Genomic DNA, 18,286 nt, shown 5'->3' with positions numbered 1-18,286 from the left:
TGCTATTCGGTAAAAAAAGATTAAATTTGCCCATTCAAAAAGATATCAAATTAATGGATACAATATTTATATTATTGATGGTTCTTATTATGATTGCTAGCGTTTTACTGGTAATCGTTGTTATGGCTCAAAACCCTAAAGGTGGAGGTCTTTCAAGTACATTCGGAGGTGCATCTTCTGCACAGTTTGGCGTACAGAGAACCAATGACTTTATGGAAAAAGCAACATGGAGCCTGGGTGCAGTCATTATTGTTCTTATTCTTATAAGTGTTGTTATTACAGGTAAACCTTCAGTGGCGGCCCCGAAACTTCCGGCGAAGCAGGAAGCTCCGGCAAAACAGTCATCTGCTCCGGTTTCTACAAGTACTCCGGCTCAGGCTCCGGTAACACCGGCTCAATAAGCATAAACTATTTATATATAAGAAAAGCAACCTGTCCGGGTTGCTTTTTTATTTTAACTCATTCTTTCTAAAGGAAGTCCAGTACGAATGCTGATCCTCAGAAAACAAAGCACTGATAAAGGAATCCAAAGACATCATATGCAGAACGTGATCATCGAGTTCCTGAAAATCGCTTTTAAAAAAATCAGAGTTCAGCTTTATGTCTTCCCGATCTATAATTAAAATATTATCCGGACTGTAAAAAGGATAATTTCTGATATCGGCATTGGTGGTAATGAGTTTTCTGCCAGCGGCCAGAACTTCAAAGGTTCGTATCGTCAGACCATTCTGAAAGGGCTTATTAATATCCAGGACCGTTTTTGTTTTCTGATAGAATGAAATGATCTGCTGATGGTTCAGTTTTTCAAAGCTTAATTTTTTAAGGTCAAACTGCTCCAGACTGTTATCTACCAGTTTTTTTAATCTGAAAGCAATTTTTCCCATCGCATAATAGTAAAAGAAGGCCTTCAACCCCAGCTTATCTGCCATAGATTTTACCTTCTCTCCTACAATATACCGATCCGTATGTGCGCTTCCTATAAAAATGATATCATAATCGAATGAATCAATATGATTATTCAGATTTTTATATTCATCAACGTAAAACAAAGGCCGGAAGCTGAGGTTATACGCAACGGAATCGTGGTACTCAAAGGTAAATTTCTTATCAAAATACTCCAAATGGGAAATCAGTGTAGGATATTCTCCCAGAGGATCGAAGTTATAATAGATCATCTCCATTCCCGGACGATCGTGTTTTATCTTTTCAAGAAAGAAAGAAGGTGTAGCTTCTCCTTTAATAAGCAGAAAATAATCATATTCCTTATTCTCTATTTCTTTTAAAATTGTTCTATAATATGAACTGATCTTCGCATGGTACAGCTTTTTATTAAAACGGATGATTCCTTTCGAAAAATTGGAATTAGACGGTCTTTCATCATAAAAATCAACCTCAGCCCCCATTTCACAAAGCCTGTTGGCGATCGCTCTTTCATATTTAAAAAAGCTTACTGACAGAAAAAGTATTTTCTTACCTTTCAGACCCATTATTTTAAAAGACCTTTAATTTTCATTTCTTCCAGTGATTCTTTAAACTTCACATCCTGAATATTCTGCTGTAATACCCAACTGGTGAATTTACACATGCCTTCTTCAAAAGATATCCGTGGCTGAAAATTCAGCTTTGTCCTGATCTTGCTGATATCCGCAAAATTATGCCTGATATCTCCTAAACGGAACTGTCCTGAAACATGGATTTTAAAATCGATGTTATAAAACTTCCTGAGACTTTCCGCAACGGTGGTTACCGAGGTTGAAACACCGGTTCCGACATTGAATACTTCGCCGTTTGCAGCGTCATTTTCGATACATTTTATTGTGGCTTCAACGGCGTCATCCACGTGAATAAAATCCCTTGATTCTTTACCGTCTTCAAAAACATTGATATTGTTTCCGTTAAGGATCTGTGATGAAAAAATAGATAAAATTCCGGTATATGGATTAAGCAGCGACTGCCCTTCTCCGTAGACATTCTGAAAGCGAAGGGCTACCGGGGCCACCCCCATTGATGAACAGGCCGTCATGACCATCTGTTCCTGGGTATATTTGGTAATTCCGTAGATGGAAGTGGGATGAATTTTCGATTCTTCGTCTGTCGGAAGTGCCGTCAGCATCTGCCCGTCGGGATAAATAATCTCAAATTTCCCGTTCCGCATGGTTTCTACATTTCGGGGTTTGGGATAGATTAATCCCAATTCCGGATGCAGATATTTGCCTTCTCCATAGACTGCTCTGGAAGAAGCGATAATAACTTTTGTGACTTTATGCGGCTGATTGACCAGGATATCCAGCATGATGGCGGTTCCGGAAACATTTACTTCCGTATATTTTTCAATCTGGTACATCGATTGGCCGGTTCCGGTTTCTGCAGCAAAATGCACAACGACATTCTGATTCTCAAGTGCGCGTTCCCAATCTTCAAAATTAGCAACATCCCCTTTGATAAAGTTTACTTTCCCGAGAATACTTCTGTATAGGGGCGAATCCGACTCAGGATTTTCCCCGTGAATCTGTGAAGAGAGATTGTCTAATATCGTTACTTCGTACCCTTTCTGTTGCAATTCCAGAGAAAGTTTGCTGCCTATAAATCCGGCTCCTCCGGTTATCAGAATCTTCTTCATATCATTCGTGTATTTTTTCCCATTTCTGAGTCTCAAAATTATATGTTTTTACAATTTTTGCAGGTGCCCCCACGATGACACAATAGTCCGGAAACTCACCCCGTACTACGGAGTTGGCTCCTACCACACATTGCTTACCAAGTCGGGTTCCGGCCATGATCGCCGATCCCATGCCTATGTAGCAGTTTTCTCCGATGACCGTATCTCTGATCAGGTACTCCTGTTTCACCACATGTTTATTAATTTCTTCATAATCATGATCAATATTGGTAATAAAGACATTTGCCAGTATCAGGGAACTTTTACCGATGACCAGATTTCCGGCCGATGTGATGTGCACATTCTGTGAAATCACCACGTCATCATGAATATGAATACTGCCCGAGCGATGGACTTCCATCCTCAGATGAGGAAAAATCCTTACTTTTTTTCCTATAAAAACTTTCCGGGTCCCCATTAAAAACAATGGCCTGCCCAAATACGAGGGAAAACCGAATTTCCCGAAAAAAGGTGCATACAAAACTGCTCTCAATGCCCAAAATATTTTATAGATCATCGTTTCATTTTTAAAATGCGAACATAATATTTTACTTTCGAAAACAAAAAAAACAGAATATACTCAAAATAATTAATTCTGTTCATGGTATACATTTCCAATATATTTTTCTGAATTCCTTTTTCCATTTCCGGAATATTGGCAGAAAGTCCGGAAACGCCGAAGGATCTCTTCCCTCCGCCCGTGCGCACCAGTTCTTCCCCTAAAATATACATAGCATTGTTCGCAGAAATCTTCATCCAGTAATTGGCATCTTCGGAGTACCTTTGATTTTCATCAAACAAGCCTGTATTATCAATGATCTTTCTTTTAAAAAGAGCCGTTGATGTTTGTCCGTCCACTCTTATCAGCAATTTCTTCAGGGTAATACGCGCCAGATTATTCTTATCTGCGGCATAGGGAACCCAGATTTTTTCTCCATTCCGAAGGCTTGTAATAAAATCTACGGAACGGTTTTTATCAGTCAGAAACTTCATCTGCTTTTCTGTTTTATCGGGTAGCCATTCATCATCAGCATCCAGGAAAGCAATATAGTCTCCTTTTGCAGTATGTAATCCTTTATTTCTGGCTTTTGAAACACCACCGTTTGGCTGATCAATTATGATGATATGGATCTCAGGGTGAGCGGCTTTATATTGTTCAGCAACCTTTTTGCTTTGATCTTCAGAGCCATCGTTGATCACAATAACTTCGAATTCCTCCCGATTATAATTCTGTTGAAAAACAGAATCTAAAGCTTTGACAATTGTCTTTTCAGCATTATACATCGGAATTATTACGGAGATCATGATTTAGTTTTAAAAGAGTTAAAAAGAATTAGGAATTGCTTTCGTTATAGGGCAACCTGTTCAAAATGGATCTTCCGAGCGAGATTTCATCAGCATATTCCAGTTCATCACCCACAGAAATTCCTCTGGCAATACTGGAAAAATTCACCTGAAAACCTTTAAATTTCTTATAGATATAATACGCTGTCGTATCCCCTTCCATTGTAGCACTTAAGGCAAAGATAAATTCTTTTACATTACCTTCATTAAGCTTCTTTTCAATACTTGAGATATTCAATTGATTTGGCCCCATTCCTTCCATTGGAGAAATTTTGCCTCCGAGAATCAGGTATTTTCCTGTATATTTCCCTGTGTTTTCTATGGCAATGACATCCCTAACATCTTCAACAATACAGATTACCTGGTCGTTTCTTTTTTCATTACTGCAGATTTCGCAAATCTCAAAATCCGAAAAATTATGACATTCCTTACAGTATTTTATCTCATTAACAAGATTAATAAGGGAATTTCCCAAAGTGACCGCTCTGGTGTTAGGTTGTTTTAATAAATGTAATGCCAGACGCAAAGCTGTTTTCCTGCCAATTCCGGGAAGTCCCGATATTTCATCTACTGCTTTTGCTAAAACTTTACTAGGATAGTCCATAGCTGCAAAAATAGTGATAATAGTTGTAAAGTATGAATTGTCACTATACAATTATGCGACAATTCCTTATTGATTTATCAATACATGTGCTGTTGAAATTCTCTTACTATTACCCGTAATATAAGTATTCATCAGCATAACTTATTGTGGTATCTTTAAAAAAACTTCTATCTTTGCACATCCTTAATATTAATTGAAAATTTAACTAGAATGGTACTTAACAATTTAAATTATCCGCTGGATTTTAAATTCAAAATCACGACGCTTGCCAGTGATTTCAACATTACGGACAAAAACGGGAATTATGTGGCTTATGTACGTCAGAAAATGTTTAAACTCAAAGAAGATGTTATCGTTTTCAATGATGAAAGCAAATCAAAAGAGCTTTTCAGAATCCGTGCGAACAAATGGATTGATTTTAATGCTTCATATGCACTCACGGAGGTAAATACCGGAAAAAACTTCGGACGACTGGCCAGAAAAGGCATGCGCTCGCTGTGGAAGGCCAGCTATGATATTCTGGATGCTCAGGATCAGCCGAAATTCAAAGTTCAGGAAAACAGTGCCTGGGTAAGATTCTGGGATAATTTTGTAGGTGAAATTCCTATTATCGGAATGTTTACAGGTTACTTCCTTAATCCTACTTACACGGTAACAGGAATTGACGGAAAAGTTTATTTCAAACTTAAAAAAATGCCGTCTTTCTTCGGAAGAAGATTCCAGCTGGACAGACTGATCGATATTGATGATGAGGAAGAAAGCCTGGTAATCCTTTCATTGTTAATGATGACCCTTCTCGAAAGATCAAGAGGATAAAACAATACAAAACCACAAACAATGAAATATCTGATTATTCTGTTTTCGGCCTTTGCCCTGGTCGCCTGTAAAAAAGATAAGCCAACCGTTTCTGATAAAGCAGCAGCAGATTCTCTTACCGTTGTTCAGGACTCTGCAAAAACAGAGCCTACTTCAGGAAAAATCTTAGTGGAAACTTTTCCGTTTCCTGCTGAAATTAAAGAATGCTCATGCTATTTTGCTAAAAGCAAGGCTGATTTTGAAGCTGAAAAATATATTTATGCCGATGATGCCGGGAAAACAGCGTATATGAAACTGGACGGTAAAAGACTGGCCATGAAGCTGATCTCATCCAGCGATATGGAAGTGGATGAAGAATTAACCAAAGAGATTGAAAGTGATCACTATAAAATTTCGGTGAAGGGTAAGAAAATAAAGCATGAAGAGGCGTTGTTGTTCGAGGGAACCTTAACGGTTGAAAAACCTGACGGAACTGTAGAAACAATGCCTATCTACGGAGAGTGCGGATGTTAATCTCCTTCCAGTAAAAATAATGCTCCTGAATTTACAGGAGCATTTTTTATTTCGTAATTTTGAGAAAAATAAATTTCATGGAATTATCTAATATAGAACCGCAGATCATATGGAAAAATTTCTCCAGATTGAATGCTGTTCCGAGACCATCAAAAAAAGAGGAAAAAGTAATTGCTTTCATCAAAGAATTTGGTGAAAATTTAGGATTGGAAACCACAGTGGATGAAGTAGGAAACGTGATCATCAGAAAGCCCGCCACGGCAGGTATGGAAAACCGAAAATCCGTTGTTCTGCAGTCTCATTTAGACATGGTTTGCCAAAAAAACAATGATGTTACTTTTGATTTTGAGACTGAAGGAATCAAGATGGAAGTGGACGGCGACTGGGTAAAAGCTAAAGGAACTACGCTGGGAGCCGACAACGGCCTGGGTGTAGCTACGATAATGTCTATTCTTGAAAGCTCAGATATTCCGCACCCAGCTTTGGAAGCACTTTTTACGATTGATGAAGAAACAGGGATGACAGGCGCTTTAGGATTAAAACCCGGACAGTTAACCGGGCAGATTTTACTAAACCTTGATACGGAAGAAGACGATGAAATCGATATCGGATGTGCAGGCGGAATTGATGTAACGATTGCTCAAACGTATGAAAAAGCTGAGGTTCAGGGACAAATTGTAAGATTTGAAGTAAAAGGATTACAAGGGGGCCACTCCGGGATGGATATCCACAAAGGTTTCGGAAACGCCAATGTTATTTTGGGAAGATTGCTATACAAAGGTCTTGAAAAAGAAAATATTCAGCTGATTTCCATTGACGGCGGCGGATTGAGAAATGCGATTCCGAGAGAAGGTGTTGCTATTGCTTCCGTGAGAAATGTTCAGGAATTTATTGAAGAATTATCCAACGGACTTAAAAAAGAAATTCTTGAAGAATTTGCAACTGTTGAGCCTAATCTTCAAATCAATATTGAGAATGCAACTTCATCCGAACAAGCCATTTCAGAAGCAGACTCAAAGAAAATTATTTTAGTGTTAAAATCTCTTCACAATGGCGTTTACAGAATGAGCCCGGATGTAAAAGATCTTGTGGAATCTTCCAATAACGTGGCAAGAGTTGAATTAAAAGAAGGAGCGCTTAAGATCTTAAACCTTTCAAGATCATCTGTAGAATCATCAAAAGATTCTGTAGCAGAGCAGTTAAAATCTGTAGCCGAATTAGCGGGAATGAATGTGGAATTCAGCGGTTCTTACCCTGGCTGGAAACCGAAACCGGGGTCTGAAATTGTTCAGCTGATGGAGAAAATCTATATTGAAAAATTCACAGATAAGCCTCATGTTGTCGCTTGTCATGCAGGATTAGAATGCGGAATTATCGGCGCCAATTATCCTGAAATGGAAATGGTAAGTTTCGGGCCTACCATCAGAGGAGCGCATTCACCGGATGAAAAGGCAAATATTACTTCAACACAGAAATTCTGGAACTTCACTAAGGATATTCTGGCGAATATCCCTCACAAATAACAGTAAAATTTATATTTGAATATCCAGAGTCACTTGATTTTGGATATTTTTTATTATTAATCTTTACCATATTCACAAAGCAGTCATTCTTAAATTCAATACGATGTATTACCGTATACGAATCGGGAATGTAGAAATTTTATCGTTTTTCTCTAACAGATATTTTCCGGATAAGAGAAAGATTTAAAACATTTTATAATTAAATAATGAAAAGCATCACCGTATTCTGCGGATCAAGTTTCGGTTCGGATGAAAAATATAAAAGACAGGCAACTTTGCTTGGACAAACCCTGGCAAAGCATAATATCCAATTGATTTATGGCGGCGCAAACGTTGGCTTAATGGGCGCTGTTGCTGATGGAGCATTAAATTCAGGAGGAAAAGTAATAGGGGTACTTCCCCATTTCTTACAATCTAAAGAAATTGCCCATAAACAATTAACCGAATTGATTTTGGTTGAAACCATGCACGAAAGAAAAACCAGGATGAATGATCTCTGCGATGGTGTAATCGTTCTCCCAGGAGGCTATGGTACGCTGGAGGAGTTTTTCGAGATGATCACCTGGGCACAGCTCGGACTTCACCAAAAACCGATTGCGGTCTTAAATATTGACGGATTTTATAATGACCTGATCAAGCTTGTTCAAACGATGGCCGATAAAGGATTTTTAAAGCAGGTTAACCGTGATATGCTGTTGATAAGTGACAACATTGACGAACTGCTGAATATGATGAAAAATTATGAGGCTCCAACGGTTGGAAAATGGATTTCAAAGGAGGAAGTTTAGAATAAAAGTATGAAAAATTTAATTATTTTTTTATTATTAATTCCCTGTGTCTCATTTTCTCAAAATAAAGACAATGCCTGTGATTATATTTCTCAGTATTTAAAAGAAAAACCTTTGGAATGTATAGACAAATCAAAGCTTCAAAATAATGAAGAGATTTATCAGTTTTTCAAATGGTCATCATTCAGACAGGACTATTTTATCCGCGTTGAAAGAAAAAGAGATCTGAAAACTCTAGTAGTAAAAAAAATTTTCAAAAGCTCATATGATCAGGAGACGGGTAATTACCAACCCCAAAGATTTGAAATTCTAAAGCAAAGAAGACTTACTAATTCTGAATTTGGTGAATTTAAACACTTGTTATATAAGCATGGCTTTTGGGAAAAAAACGATTATCATGTAAAGTCTCTTTGCAATGATGGGAGTGGTATTCTGGTTTACGCTCTTAAAAAAGATTATTTAATAACCATGAGCAACGGAAACTGCTCACCCGGAAATGAATATTTATACTATCTATACGAGCAGATCTCTGAAATATTCGGATTATAATACACCAGAGCTCCCAAAGAAAAATCTTCGGGAGCTCTGTATTTTTAAAATAGGATTTTCTAAGGATAAGGAGCAATTTCCACTTCAAGCCCTTCCATTTCCAAGGCCATATGCAGCTGGCAGCCCAGTCTGCTGTTATCTTTTACATGGAATGCTTCAGCAAGCATAGCATCTTCCTCATCTCCCATCGGCTCAAGTCCGGGATCATGGGTTACATATACCTGGCATGAAGCGCACATCGCCATTCCTCCACAAACTCCGATTGTTCCTTCCTCTGCCAATTCGTACGAACGGATAATTTCCATTAAATTCATGGACATATCTGTTGGGGCAACAACATCGTGAGTTATACCTTCTCTATCGGTGATTTTTATATTTATATCGCTCATTTTAATTGAATCGCTGATCGTTTACAGCTGATGGTTTTACGTTCAACTGATAACCGTTACTGACTACAAATTTAGTCAATTTTTTTCACAACTGCTTTCTCCGCTTCTTTTCTGCTTCCGTCAAAACCATCTACCCCACTAACGGTAGTATATTTCAATACGAATTTTTTACCCGGATTTAATCGGTTATAGACACTCTGGCACATCAACGTAGCCTCGTGGAAACCACAAAGAATCAGTTTCAGTTTTCCCGGATAAGTATTGATATCTCCGATGGCATAAATTCCGTCGATATTCGTCTGATAATCTAAAGCATTATTTACTACGATCGCATTTTTTTCGATATTTAATCCCCAATTCCCGATTTCACCTAATTTTGGTGTCAGACCGAATAACGGGATAAAATAATCCGTTTCGATATCATAAGCTTCCTGGCCATCTACCTGTACGGTAATCGCTTCTACTTTTCCCTCCCCTTTAATAGCCGTAACTTCAGCAGGGGTAATCAGCTTGATCTTACCCTGGTTTTTCAGATCCTGAACTTTTTCTACAGAATCCAGCGCTCCTCTGAACTCATTTCTTCTGTGAATCAGCGTGACTTCACTGGCCACATTGGATAAAAATACACTCCAGTCAAGCGCAGAGTCGCCTCCTCCTGCGATAACCACTTTTTTATTTCTGAAATGTTCAGGCTCTTTTACGAAATATTCCAGACCTTTTTCCTCATAATCGGCAATATTATCCATGGCAGGTTTCCGGGGCTCAAAAGTTCCCAACCCACCTGCAATAGCGATAGCTTTAGCTCTGTGAACAGTTCCTTTATTGGTAACCACTTCGAACCATTCATCATCTACTTTTGTATAAGAAACAGCTGTTTCTCCTAAGGTAAACCCAGGCTGAAACTGCTTGATCTGCTCCATTAAGTTATCTACCAATTCTCCTGCATTTACAGAAGGATAACCCGGAATATCGAAAATAGGCTTTTTAGGATATAATTCTGCCAGCTGCCCCCCAGGCTGAGGAAGTGCATCAATGATATGGCATTTCATCTTAAGCAAACCCGCTTCAAATACAGCAAAAAGCCCCGTTGGTCCTGCTCCTATAATCAATATGTCTGTCGTTATCATAATTTTAAAGATAATTTAATTATATATATAGCCGCAAATTTACTAATTTTAATGCGAAGCCTATTTAATTCAGTCTAAATAAAAAACTGAGATTTATCAAATACCATGAACGCTTATTATTGGCAACCTTTTTGTAAACCACTTGATATGAAGAAAGTATTCATTTTTTTAACTTTACTGATGTTTGGTCTGGGAACAGCTCAGATTGATAATATAGCCAACGGCGAATCGATAACCCTCCGGATTCATTATGGATTTCTAAATGCCGGTACTGCTAATTTAACCACAAAAACAACAACCTATCTCGGCGCTCCACACCTCTATGTAAAAGGTACCGGATCTACGACAGGCGCTGTTAAAGCTTTCTTTAAAGTAGAGGACTTATATGAAAGTTTTATCAATATCCAGACGGAACTTCCCAGCTTTTATGTGAGAAATGTCAAAGAAGGCAGCTACCGTCAGCATTTTGAAACGGTTTTCAATCATAATAACAATACTTTGATTTTAACAGATAAAAAAACTCCTGCCAACGGTTCTAAGGTGATCAAATCTGTCAAAGGTGTTCAGGATATGCTTTCGTGCTTTTATTATCTGAGAAGCAAAAGCCCTGCTGAATTGAAAGTAGGAACTGTCATCAATATGAATATATGGATTGATGATGAAATGTTTCCTTTTCAGCTGAAAGTAGTAGGCACAGAAAATTTAAAAACCAAATTCGGAACGATTAATTGTTTAAAGATTATTCCGTCTGTAAAAAGCGGAAGGGTTTTCAAGGAAAAAGAAGGCGTGACCATGTGGGTCTCTAATGACGCCAATCATGTTCCGATGCTGCTGAAAGCCGAACTGGCTGTCGGATCCCTGAAAGCCAGTATTGATGATTATAAAAATGTGAAATATCCACTAAAATTCACAAAATAAATAACTTAGTTAAGGAAAAGATGTCTGCAGTATTTTGCGGGCATTTTTTATGTGATGTAATATTTTTCATATCACGATTATATATAGTAACAATCATCAGATACAGTCATATAAACATACTACGCTATTTTATCTTTTAAAGCAGATTTAAAAAAAAGAAGCCGGCATCTTTTTATGGATACGGTGCTATATTTTTATAATGATACAGAGGTTTAATTACGTTTTGTTTCTAAGGTCACTAATTAAACCAAAAGCTCCGAAAAATTTCGGAGCTTCGATTTTTCCATCATTTGTGCTTTGATCATTACTTCTACTCATCTTAATGTCTGTCAAAACCAAGATCAGTTTCATTTGTTGCTTTGTGGTACAAAAATATCAATATAGAAATAATTATACATCATTAATTCTATAGATATATATCTTTCAAACGATCGATGTTTTCTATAATTATCTTATTTTATAACTAAATATCAATTAGTTACTTTTCATGCTCTGCGGTTTATTATTACACGAAGCATCTCTATTCAATTCCTGCATTTAAAAATATTAACCAAAAAACCTCCAAGTAGCCTCGGAGGTTCATTAACCATTTGTGTTTGTGTTTGTGAGAAATTTCAATTCTTTTTCATCATTTGTGTTTTATAGAAATCAAAAGGTTAATTAAAAATATCTCGTTCTTTTTTCGATTACAAATTTACCAACATCTCATCAATCAATCCTCTTAATAAGTGTAGATATATATCGTCGGCATTATAGATATTTTTCTACAAAAAGCGATGAGCCATAATTGCACACAAAAATTCAATATCATTTCTGAAGGTAAAATCCAAAATCTCCGATAATTCGGAGGTTTTGGATTTTTCGATCATTTGTGTTGTGTCAGCTTTGATTCTTTCTCATCATTTGTGTTGTAAGCAGAACCAAATTTTTTTTAATAATTTTCTTATTTGCTTCACAAAGGTACTAAGATATAGATGAAGCATTATGACAAACCCTGTAGATATATATCGAAAGACCTGTAGATATTTATCTACAATTTTATTATGTACTTTTGATCAGTTCGATCAGCGCTACGATATTGTCTATCTGAAGTTTGTCGAATATTCTTCTTTTAATCGTACTTACTGTATTTTGTTTAACGTCCAGCTGATTTGCAATTTCGAGATTTCCATATCCGGCCGCATACATTTCTGCAATCTGTAATTCCCGCTCTGTGAGACGGGACAGCGGATTAATAAAACCGGGATTTTTTACCGACTCCATGAGTAAAGTCTGTGTAGCCGGCGAGATATATTCCCCATTCTGCAGCATTTTAAAAATGGCCTGTTTTATTTCTTCCTCCTCACTCATCTTGCTTATAAAACCGTGGGCTCCGGCACTGAGAAATTTAAGGGCATACTTATCTTCTTCGATTCCCGTAAAAATCAGAATTTTAGTATCTGGACTTATTTTTTTTATTTCCGGCAGAATGGTCATACTGTTCCCGTCGGGAAAATGAGCATCTATTATGGCGATATCTATAGACCTGTTTCTTATCTTTTCCAATGCCCGCTGCAGATTAGAGGCCTGGAAAACTTTATATTCCAGTTCCATATCTTCCAACAGAAACATGATTCCCTGTCTTATAAGACTGTGGTCATCAGCAAGCAGAAAATGTATCGTTTTTTTATTTATCTCATTCATTATTACAATTTAAATTTATCGAAAAAATCACAGTCGTTCCTTTTTTCATTTCGCTGGATACCGTAATGCTTCCATCGTACAGCTCGACGATCTCTTTGCATAAACTTAATCCCAGGCCGGCACCCAGGTTATCTACATCTTCGGATAAAACTCCCTGGTAATAAGGCTCAAATATTTTTTCTAAATCGGATTTTGAAATTCCGATTCCGGTATCGCTTATTTTTGCAGTAAAGGAAATGACATTTTCATTAATCATTTCCGTGCTTATATGAACGCTGATTTCTCCATTTTCTGTAAACTTATTGGCATTTCCGAGAATGTTCATAAAAACCTGATTTATTTTTTTGTTGTCTGAAAACACGACCACTTCAGGATTTATATTTTCTATAATGATAAACCTGTTATTCCTTGTTTCTATATAAGGTTCAATCGAATGTAAGATGGACTGGATTTCCTGTTTCAGATTAAAGACAACAGGAATCAGCTTATTTTCAACCGCCTGATTTCTCGTATATTCAAGGATCTGATTGGCCTGCATGAGCAGCGTATCATTCGTAAAACTGATAAAGGTAAGATATTCTTTAATTTTAGCATCATCTGTCTTTTTATTGATCCGGTTGATAAACAACCCTATAATTTTCAGAGGTGAGCGCAGTTCATGACTCAGCATTCCCAATATCCTGTTTTTAAAATTCAGATTTTCTTTAATCTGGGCATTGGCAATGTTCAGTTTTTTTTCATAAACAAATGCTATTCTGGTTAACAGCATAATCAGTATGGATACAATAAACATCAGAATCATCGATCCGAATATAAGATTGGTTCTGATCCTGTTATTTCTGGAATTCTGCTTATTATATTCTTTTTCAAGATCAGCTTTCGATCCTTTAATGGCAGATTCATAAATGTTCATCAGACCATCGCTGTAGATCAGCAGATTACTGAACATCTTATACACTTCGCTGGTATTATTCTGCTTGTCGGTGGCATTCACCTGTATTTTTTTAACTTCCCCCGTATAATAATTATTAACCAACTGAAAAATACTGTCCAGATCCTTGCGCATCACGGAAGCATCAGGCGCTTTTTTATGTTTCAGGGTAATCACCGTACTCTCTTTACGTACATTTTCTTTTCCGGATATGGCGTCCCCTATGCGTCCGAACAATCCTTTTTTCTTGATCGTATCAGAATAGGTCTTTGTCTCAACATTAAAGTTAAATAGGTCTAAGCTGTTTCCGAAATCATATTTTTCAAGTTTAGGAAGATCATTCCGTATTCTGAAATTAGGTTTTGTTGAAAACTGGTGTGTAGAATCAATCAGTAATTTTAATTTTTTTATTTCTAACGAATCTTTTTTATGAGACGTTAAAGAAGTTTTAAGTTTTGGATATTTATTTTTGTAATGGCTGATGCTGTCCAAATTACTCCCAAGTTTGTTTAATGACTGAAAGTAAGAGCTCAGATACCGATCATCCTCGCTGATGACATATTTCTGAAGATAGGTCTGTGCATTGATCAGTTCTTTTCTGGAATTATCCGTCAGGTTTTCCAACGAGTGAATGCCCTTTAATTGTTGTTCAATAAAAGCTAAATTTTTCCTATTGATAAATTCATTATAAAAAAATGCGGCTATGATGATTTGTATTAATAAAATACAGACAATGAGAGAATAATGAACAATTTTTCTTAATTTAAAATTCAACAGTTTTTCAAACATTTTTCCTCTGATTTATGATAAAATTAATAAAAAAATCCTGTAAATTAAATTTTACAGGATTTGAATTTATTTAGGTCGGTTTCTACAGGGTTTTAAACTGTTCCAATGTTCTGATATCATTTTCAAAGAACATTCTGATGTCGCTCATTTGGTAAAGAAGCATTACAATTCTTTCAATTCCCATTCCGAAAGCATATCCGGAATATTTTTCGGCATCGATATTCACATTTTTCAGAACAGCAGGATCTACCATTCCACAACCCATGATTTCAAGCCAGCCTGTACCTTTCGTAATCCTGTAATCCGTTTCCGAATTTAGTCCCCAATATACATCAATTTCGGCACTTGGTTCTGTGAAAGGAAAATAAGAAGGTCTCATTCTTATTTTCGACTTTCCGAAAAGCTCGGTCGTAAAAAACTGAATGGTTTGTTTCAGATCTGCAAAACTTACATTTTCATCAATATACAATCCTTCGATCTGATGGAAGATACAGTGAGAACGCGAAGATACCGCCTCATTTCTGAATACCCGTCCCGGAGATAAAATCCTGATGGGCGGTTTATTTTCTTCCATATATCGGATCTGGACAGAAGAAGTATGGGTTCTCAAAAGGATATCCGGGTTTTGTTCAATAAAGAAAGTATCCTGCATATCTCTTGCCGGATGATATTCGGGAAGATTCAGGGCGGTAAAATTATGCCAGTCATCTTCAATCTCAGGACCATCTGCTACTGCAAAGCCGATGGATTTGAAAATTTCAATGATTCTGTTTTTGACTAAATTAATAGGATGTCTTGACCCTAAATCTAAAGGAAAAGCAGGTCTCGTAAGGTCCTCTTTCTCTGAGACCACAGAAGATTCGGAAGAATTTTTTAAATCCTCCAGCTTTACGTTGACAGCGTTCTTTAAGGTATTGATTTTCAGACCGAATTCTTTCTTCTGATCGTTAGGAACTTCTTTAAATTTTTCGAAAAAATCGTTCAGAATTCCTTTCTTACCATTATACTTGATGCGGAAGTTTTCGATCTCTTCCCTAGATGTAGTACTGAAGCTGTTTACCTCAACCAGTAGTTCTTCTATCTTTTCTATCATTGTTTTACCCTTTCAAAATGTTTTGCAAAAATACGGTTTTTCAGCGAAATAAATTTCCTTAATATGTTAAAAAAAATCTGCCTCCTCTTGGGAAGCAGACTTCAATCACTTATTTCACTTAAATAAAAAAATTATTTTTTCTCTAAAGCTTTCACGTTGATCTGGAGCGTTACCTCATCTTTAATGACGCCATTTTCAGCAGGAGCCTGAAATTTCACTCCGAAGTCCTCTCTTTTAATATCTTTGGGTTCGGTTTTAATGCTTACTTCTCCGTTTTTCACCGCGACATTGGCCTTAAACTGTACTGGTTTTGTGATCCCTTTTACCGTTAAGTTCCCATCTAAAGTCGTATTGTAATCACCTTCGGCAGAGGGCGCAACTTTTGTTATCTCGTAAGAAGCGGTTGGGAATTTTTCTACCTCAAAAAAATCTCCGCTTTTAAGATGACCGTTTAATTTATCCAACTGTTCAGCATCATTCTTAAGATCTTCAGAAGTTAAAGAATTCATATCAGCAACAAATTTTCCGCTTTTAAGTTTACCGTCCTTTACGGTCACATCTCCACTTTCAAACTTTATTGTTCCAAAATGACCTGTGTTTTCAGATTTAAATATTTTATAGCCTTTCCATTCTACTCTACTGTTTAAAGTATCCAGCACGTACTGGTTTCCGTCTTTTGTAGTCACCACTTCATTGCTCTCACTGGTCAGAGGTTTTTCTTTTGTACACGAAATCAATACGGCAGCAGCAAAAAAAGCCGGAACGGCTATCGAAAACAGTCCTTTTTTCATATTTTTCATTCATTTTTATTACTAGTGCTAATATAATAAAAAATTCTATTTTTTCCTAAAAACGTAACATTTCAGTACATTTGTATGATGCTGTTAGAAATAAACAATTTATACTTCTCTCATACCAAGGAAAAACCTCTGTTCCAGAACCTGAATCTAAGGTTCGAAGAAGGTAAGATCATTGCATTGGCCGGTGAAAGCGGATGCGGAAAATCGACTTTACTGAACTTAATTTATGGTCTTCTGGACTGGGAAAGCGGAGATATTATTTTCAGGGGAAAGCCTCTTTTGGGACCAAAAGGAAATCTTGTTCCCGGAGAAGCAGACATGAAATTTGTTGCTCAGAATTTTGATCTGATGCCCTATGCTACTGTCGCAGAAAATGTCGGGAAATTTATTTCAAATATTAACCTCACTCAGAAAAAAGAAACCGTTGCCGAACTTCTTGAAGTGGTAGGATTATCCGAATATGCCGATGTTCTTCCTAAATATCTGAGCGGCGGGCAGCAACAGAGAGTAGCTATTGCCCGGGCCCTTTCTGTACTTCCGAAACTTCTGATCCTTGACGAGCCTTTCAGTAACCTTGATTTTTCAAGAAAAATAGAATTGCGCGAAAAGCTGTTCCGGTACGTGAAGCAGAATCATATTTCTCTGCTTATTTCGACCCACGAATTACAGGATGTGATCCCCTGGCTGGACCAGATTGTTATTTTACAGGACGGTAGACTTATCCAGAACGAAAATCCCGAGGAAACATATAGAAGCCCCTACCAACCTTATGTAGCAAGGCTTTTTGGTGAGGTGAATATTTTCAGTGATGAAGAAATGGCAGATTTTAATCTCTCCAGGTTCTGTTACTATCCACACCAGATAAAAATCTCTGAAACCGGCTGTAAAGCAGAAGTTATAGAAAGCAGATTTGCAGGAAGCCATTATTGGAACAAAATAAGAGCAAAGGGGAAAGAGCTGATTATGTATACGGACGAAAAGGCAGAACATCAGGTAACCATTTCCTTTGAGTAATCGTGTCATCTGAACAGTAGATAAAGTTTAACAATACTCCTGCCGGTTATTTCAACATTATAGAATACGCATATGTTTCAGAATGCAGGATACCAGAAACTACCCGGAATACAAGATAACCTGCACATTAACTTATACTTATTAGAAATTTATGAATAAAAAAAATACAAACATAAGACTTGTGTTTAAAACTTTTTCTTACATTTGTATTTCCACAGCATAAGGAAATTATTGGTTAATTCTCTTTCTGCCTTAAAGACGGACATTAGTCCTGTTCAATAACGGGACAATCAAGTTTTTGAAAGATTACACTGTCCAATTTTTTCCTTTTTTTATGCTTTTTTCACGAATTCTGACTTCAGAGCCATAGAACCGAAACCGTCAATTTTACAGTCAATATTATGATCGCTGTCGGGTCTTAACCGGATATTTTTAACTTTAGTACCAGCTTTTACCGGTTTTGGAGCACCTTTAACAGGTAAATCTTTAATAACTACAACAGAATCTCCGTCCTGCAATTCATTTCCGTTCGAATCAAGAATTTTTCCTTCGTTTGAAGATTCAGCAGCTGTTTCGTCAGCATTCCACTCATAGAAACACTGGGAACAAACGGTCATGTTATCACTTGGATAGGTAAATTCGGAACCACATTTCGGGCAAAGTACAGTATCACTCATATTTTATTTTTTTGCAAAGGTAGCTTTTTGGATGATGAGTTGAAAATTATAGGTGATGAGTTTCTCTTA

20 protein-coding genes are annotated in these 18,286 nt (G+C 36.9%); 8 read left to right on the top strand and 12 right to left on the bottom strand.

Features of this window, described 5'->3' with window-relative positions; translation table 11 throughout:
• Positions 1-53: 53 nt before the first annotated feature.
• Positions 54-401, top strand: coding sequence for a preprotein translocase subunit SecG (gene secG / locus ODZ84_RS19320; RefSeq protein WP_266174024.1), 348 nt, complete (start codon positions 54-56; stop codon positions 399-401).
• A 48-nt stretch (positions 402-449) separates the two neighbouring features.
• Here secG and ODZ84_RS19315 read toward each other — a convergent pair whose 3' ends face one another.
• From ODZ84_RS19315 to recR, 5 genes are read right to left on the bottom strand one after another with little or no spacing between them, the layout of a single operon-like run.
• A complete protein-coding gene (locus tag ODZ84_RS19315) occupies positions 450-1,487 on the bottom strand; it encodes a CgeB family protein (RefSeq protein ID WP_266174023.1) in 1,038 nt (345 codons plus the stop codon).
• Entirely contained in the window at positions 1,487-2,620 is a 1,134-nt protein-coding gene (locus ODZ84_RS19310) for an NAD-dependent epimerase/dehydratase family protein (protein WP_266174022.1), read from the bottom strand. Before ODZ84_RS19310 ends, ODZ84_RS19315 begins: the two co-directional genes overlap by 1 nt.
• Before the next feature lies 1 nt (position 2,621).
• Positions 2,622-3,176, bottom strand: a complete 555-nt coding sequence (locus ODZ84_RS19305; RefSeq protein ID WP_266174021.1) for an acyltransferase — start codon at positions 3,174-3,176, stop codon at positions 2,622-2,624.
• Positions 3,173-3,964 (bottom strand): glycosyltransferase family 2 protein, encoded by a 792-nt coding sequence (locus ODZ84_RS19300; RefSeq protein WP_266174020.1) that lies wholly within the window; start codon positions 3,962-3,964, stop codon positions 3,173-3,175. Before ODZ84_RS19300 ends, ODZ84_RS19305 begins: the two co-directional genes overlap by 4 nt.
• Positions 3,965-3,992: 28 nt before the next feature.
• Positions 3,993-4,607, bottom strand: coding sequence for a recombination mediator RecR (gene recR / locus ODZ84_RS19295; protein WP_266174019.1), 615 nt, complete (start codon positions 4,605-4,607; stop codon positions 3,993-3,995).
• A gap of 210 nt (positions 4,608-4,817) precedes the next feature.
• On the opposite strand from recR, the gene ODZ84_RS19290 reads away from it, so the two are divergent.
• The 5 genes from ODZ84_RS19290 to ODZ84_RS19270 all read left to right on the top strand — a co-directional run bounded on the left by ODZ84_RS19290 (position 4,818) and on the right by ODZ84_RS19270 (position 8,796).
• On the top strand, positions 4,818-5,423 hold the full coding sequence (locus tag ODZ84_RS19290) for an LURP-one-related/scramblase family protein (protein ID WP_266174018.1): 606 nt from the start codon (positions 4,818-4,820) through the stop codon (positions 5,421-5,423).
• A gap of 21 nt (positions 5,424-5,444) precedes the next feature.
• On the top strand, positions 5,445-5,936 hold the full coding sequence (locus ODZ84_RS19285; protein ID WP_266174017.1) for a hypothetical protein: 492 nt from the start codon (positions 5,445-5,447) through the stop codon (positions 5,934-5,936).
• 77 nt (positions 5,937-6,013) lie between these two features.
• Positions 6,014-7,459 carry an aminoacyl-histidine dipeptidase gene (locus ODZ84_RS19280; protein ID WP_266174016.1) on the top strand — a complete coding sequence of 482 codons (1,446 nt, stop codon included), beginning with the start codon at positions 6,014-6,016 and terminating at the stop codon, positions 7,457-7,459.
• Between the two features lie 206 nt (positions 7,460-7,665).
• On the top strand, positions 7,666-8,247 hold the full coding sequence (locus ODZ84_RS19275) for an LOG family protein (protein WP_266174014.1): 582 nt from the start codon (positions 7,666-7,668) through the stop codon (positions 8,245-8,247).
• A 9-nt stretch (positions 8,248-8,256) separates the two neighbouring features.
• Positions 8,257-8,796: a hypothetical protein gene (locus ODZ84_RS19270; RefSeq protein ID WP_266174013.1), complete on the top strand. Its 540-nt coding sequence runs from the start codon at positions 8,257-8,259 to the stop codon at positions 8,794-8,796.
• 59 nt (positions 8,797-8,855) lie between these two features.
• Here ODZ84_RS19270 and ODZ84_RS19265 read toward each other — a convergent pair whose 3' ends face one another.
• Together ODZ84_RS19265 and ODZ84_RS19260 are read right to left on the bottom strand one after the other, a co-directional pair.
• A complete protein-coding gene (locus ODZ84_RS19265) occupies positions 8,856-9,185 on the bottom strand; it encodes a 2Fe-2S iron-sulfur cluster-binding family protein (RefSeq protein ID WP_266174012.1) in 330 nt (109 codons plus the stop codon).
• Positions 9,186-9,256: 71 nt separating this feature from the next.
• Positions 9,257-10,312 carry an NAD(P)/FAD-dependent oxidoreductase gene (locus ODZ84_RS19260; RefSeq protein ID WP_266174011.1) on the bottom strand — a complete coding sequence of 352 codons (1,056 nt, stop codon included), beginning with the start codon at positions 10,310-10,312 and terminating at the stop codon, positions 9,257-9,259.
• Between the two features lie 147 nt (positions 10,313-10,459).
• Between ODZ84_RS19260 and ODZ84_RS19255 the strand changes: the two genes are divergently transcribed.
• Positions 10,460-11,230 (top strand): DUF3108 domain-containing protein, encoded by a 771-nt coding sequence (locus ODZ84_RS19255; RefSeq protein ID WP_266174010.1) that lies wholly within the window; start codon positions 10,460-10,462, stop codon positions 11,228-11,230.
• A 1,041-nt stretch (positions 11,231-12,271) separates the two neighbouring features.
• Here the strand turns inward: ODZ84_RS19255 and ODZ84_RS19250 are convergent.
• From ODZ84_RS19250 to ODZ84_RS19235, 4 genes are all read right to left on the bottom strand, one after another.
• Positions 12,272-12,913, bottom strand: a complete 642-nt coding sequence (locus ODZ84_RS19250; protein ID WP_266174009.1) for a response regulator — start codon at positions 12,911-12,913, stop codon at positions 12,272-12,274.
• Entirely contained in the window at positions 12,906-14,633 is a 1,728-nt protein-coding gene (locus ODZ84_RS19245; protein ID WP_266174008.1) for a sensor histidine kinase, read from the bottom strand. The genes ODZ84_RS19250 and ODZ84_RS19245 overlap by 8 nt, the downstream gene beginning before the upstream one ends.
• Before the next feature lie 82 nt (positions 14,634-14,715).
• Entirely contained in the window at positions 14,716-15,726 is a 1,011-nt protein-coding gene (gene pheS / locus ODZ84_RS19240; protein ID WP_266174007.1) for a phenylalanine--tRNA ligase subunit alpha, read from the bottom strand.
• A gap of 131 nt (positions 15,727-15,857) precedes the next feature.
• Entirely contained in the window at positions 15,858-16,517 is a 660-nt protein-coding gene (locus ODZ84_RS19235) for a YceI family protein (protein ID WP_266177411.1), read from the bottom strand.
• A gap of 87 nt (positions 16,518-16,604) precedes the next feature.
• On the opposite strand from ODZ84_RS19235, the gene ODZ84_RS19230 reads away from it, so the two are divergent.
• Positions 16,605-17,540, top strand: coding sequence for a sulfate/molybdate ABC transporter ATP-binding protein (locus ODZ84_RS19230; protein WP_266177410.1), 936 nt, complete (start codon positions 16,605-16,607; stop codon positions 17,538-17,540).
• Between the two features lie 332 nt (positions 17,541-17,872).
• Here ODZ84_RS19230 and ODZ84_RS19225 read toward each other — a convergent pair whose 3' ends face one another.
• Positions 17,873-18,217: a zinc ribbon domain-containing protein YjdM gene (locus ODZ84_RS19225; RefSeq protein ID WP_266174006.1), complete on the bottom strand. Its 345-nt coding sequence runs from the start codon at positions 18,215-18,217 to the stop codon at positions 17,873-17,875.
• Positions 18,218-18,286 lie beyond the last annotated feature (69 nt).

Source organism: Chryseobacterium fluminis (genome assembly GCF_026314945.1).
Classification (GTDB): Bacteria; Bacteroidota; Bacteroidia; order Flavobacteriales; family Weeksellaceae; genus Chryseobacterium; species Chryseobacterium fluminis.
The sequence above is the reverse complement of the archived record's forward strand: the minus strand, read 5'-3'. Positions and strand labels throughout refer to the sequence as shown.

Excerpts from the sequence above, each read along its gene's own strand:
- ODZ84_RS19310 (WP_266174022.1), bottom strand. The coding sequence starts at position 2,620 with ATGAAGAAGATTCTGATAACCGGAGGAGCCGGATTTATAGGCAGCAAA.
- ODZ84_RS19280 (WP_266174016.1), top strand. The coding sequence starts at position 6,014 with ATGGAATTATCTAATATAGAACCGCAGATCATATGGAAAAATTTCTCC.
- ODZ84_RS19285 (WP_266174017.1), top strand. The coding sequence starts at position 5,445 with ATGAAATATCTGATTATTCTGTTTTCGGCCTTTGCCCTGGTCGCCTGT.
- secG (WP_266174024.1), top strand. The coding sequence starts at position 54 with ATGGATACAATATTTATATTATTGATGGTTCTTATTATGATTGCTAGC.
- pheS (WP_266174007.1), bottom strand. The coding sequence starts at position 15,726 with ATGATAGAAAAGATAGAAGAACTACTGGTTGAGGTAAACAGCTTCAGT.
- ODZ84_RS19290 (WP_266174018.1), top strand. The coding sequence starts at position 4,818 with ATGGTACTTAACAATTTAAATTATCCGCTGGATTTTAAATTCAAAATC.
- ODZ84_RS19265 (WP_266174012.1), bottom strand. The coding sequence starts at position 9,185 with ATGAGCGATATAAATATAAAAATCACCGATAGAGAAGGTATAACTCAC.
- ODZ84_RS19225 (WP_266174006.1), bottom strand. The coding sequence starts at position 18,217 with ATGAGTGATACTGTACTTTGCCCGAAATGTGGTTCCGAATTTACCTAT.
- ODZ84_RS19245 (WP_266174008.1), bottom strand. The coding sequence starts at position 14,633 with ATGTTTGAAAAACTGTTGAATTTTAAATTAAGAAAAATTGTTCATTAT.
- ODZ84_RS19315 (WP_266174023.1), bottom strand. The coding sequence starts at position 1,487 with ATGGGTCTGAAAGGTAAGAAAATACTTTTTCTGTCAGTAAGCTTTTTT.
- ODZ84_RS19305 (WP_266174021.1), bottom strand. The coding sequence starts at position 3,176 with ATGATCTATAAAATATTTTGGGCATTGAGAGCAGTTTTGTATGCACCT.
- ODZ84_RS19270 (WP_266174013.1), top strand. The coding sequence starts at position 8,257 with ATGAAAAATTTAATTATTTTTTTATTATTAATTCCCTGTGTCTCATTT.
- ODZ84_RS19235 (WP_266177411.1), bottom strand. The coding sequence starts at position 16,517 with ATGAAAAAAGGACTGTTTTCGATAGCCGTTCCGGCTTTTTTTGCTGCT.
- ODZ84_RS19300 (WP_266174020.1), bottom strand. The coding sequence starts at position 3,964 with ATGATCTCCGTAATAATTCCGATGTATAATGCTGAAAAGACAATTGTC.
- recR (WP_266174019.1), bottom strand. The coding sequence starts at position 4,607 with ATGGACTATCCTAGTAAAGTTTTAGCAAAAGCAGTAGATGAAATATCG.
- ODZ84_RS19255 (WP_266174010.1), top strand. The coding sequence starts at position 10,460 with ATGAAGAAAGTATTCATTTTTTTAACTTTACTGATGTTTGGTCTGGGA.
- ODZ84_RS19230 (WP_266177410.1), top strand. The coding sequence starts at position 16,605 with ATGCTGTTAGAAATAAACAATTTATACTTCTCTCATACCAAGGAAAAA.
- ODZ84_RS19260 (WP_266174011.1), bottom strand. The coding sequence starts at position 10,312 with ATGATAACGACAGACATATTGATTATAGGAGCAGGACCAACGGGGCTT.
- ODZ84_RS19275 (WP_266174014.1), top strand. The coding sequence starts at position 7,666 with ATGAAAAGCATCACCGTATTCTGCGGATCAAGTTTCGGTTCGGATGAA.
- ODZ84_RS19250 (WP_266174009.1), bottom strand. The coding sequence starts at position 12,913 with ATGAATGAGATAAATAAAAAAACGATACATTTTCTGCTTGCTGATGAC.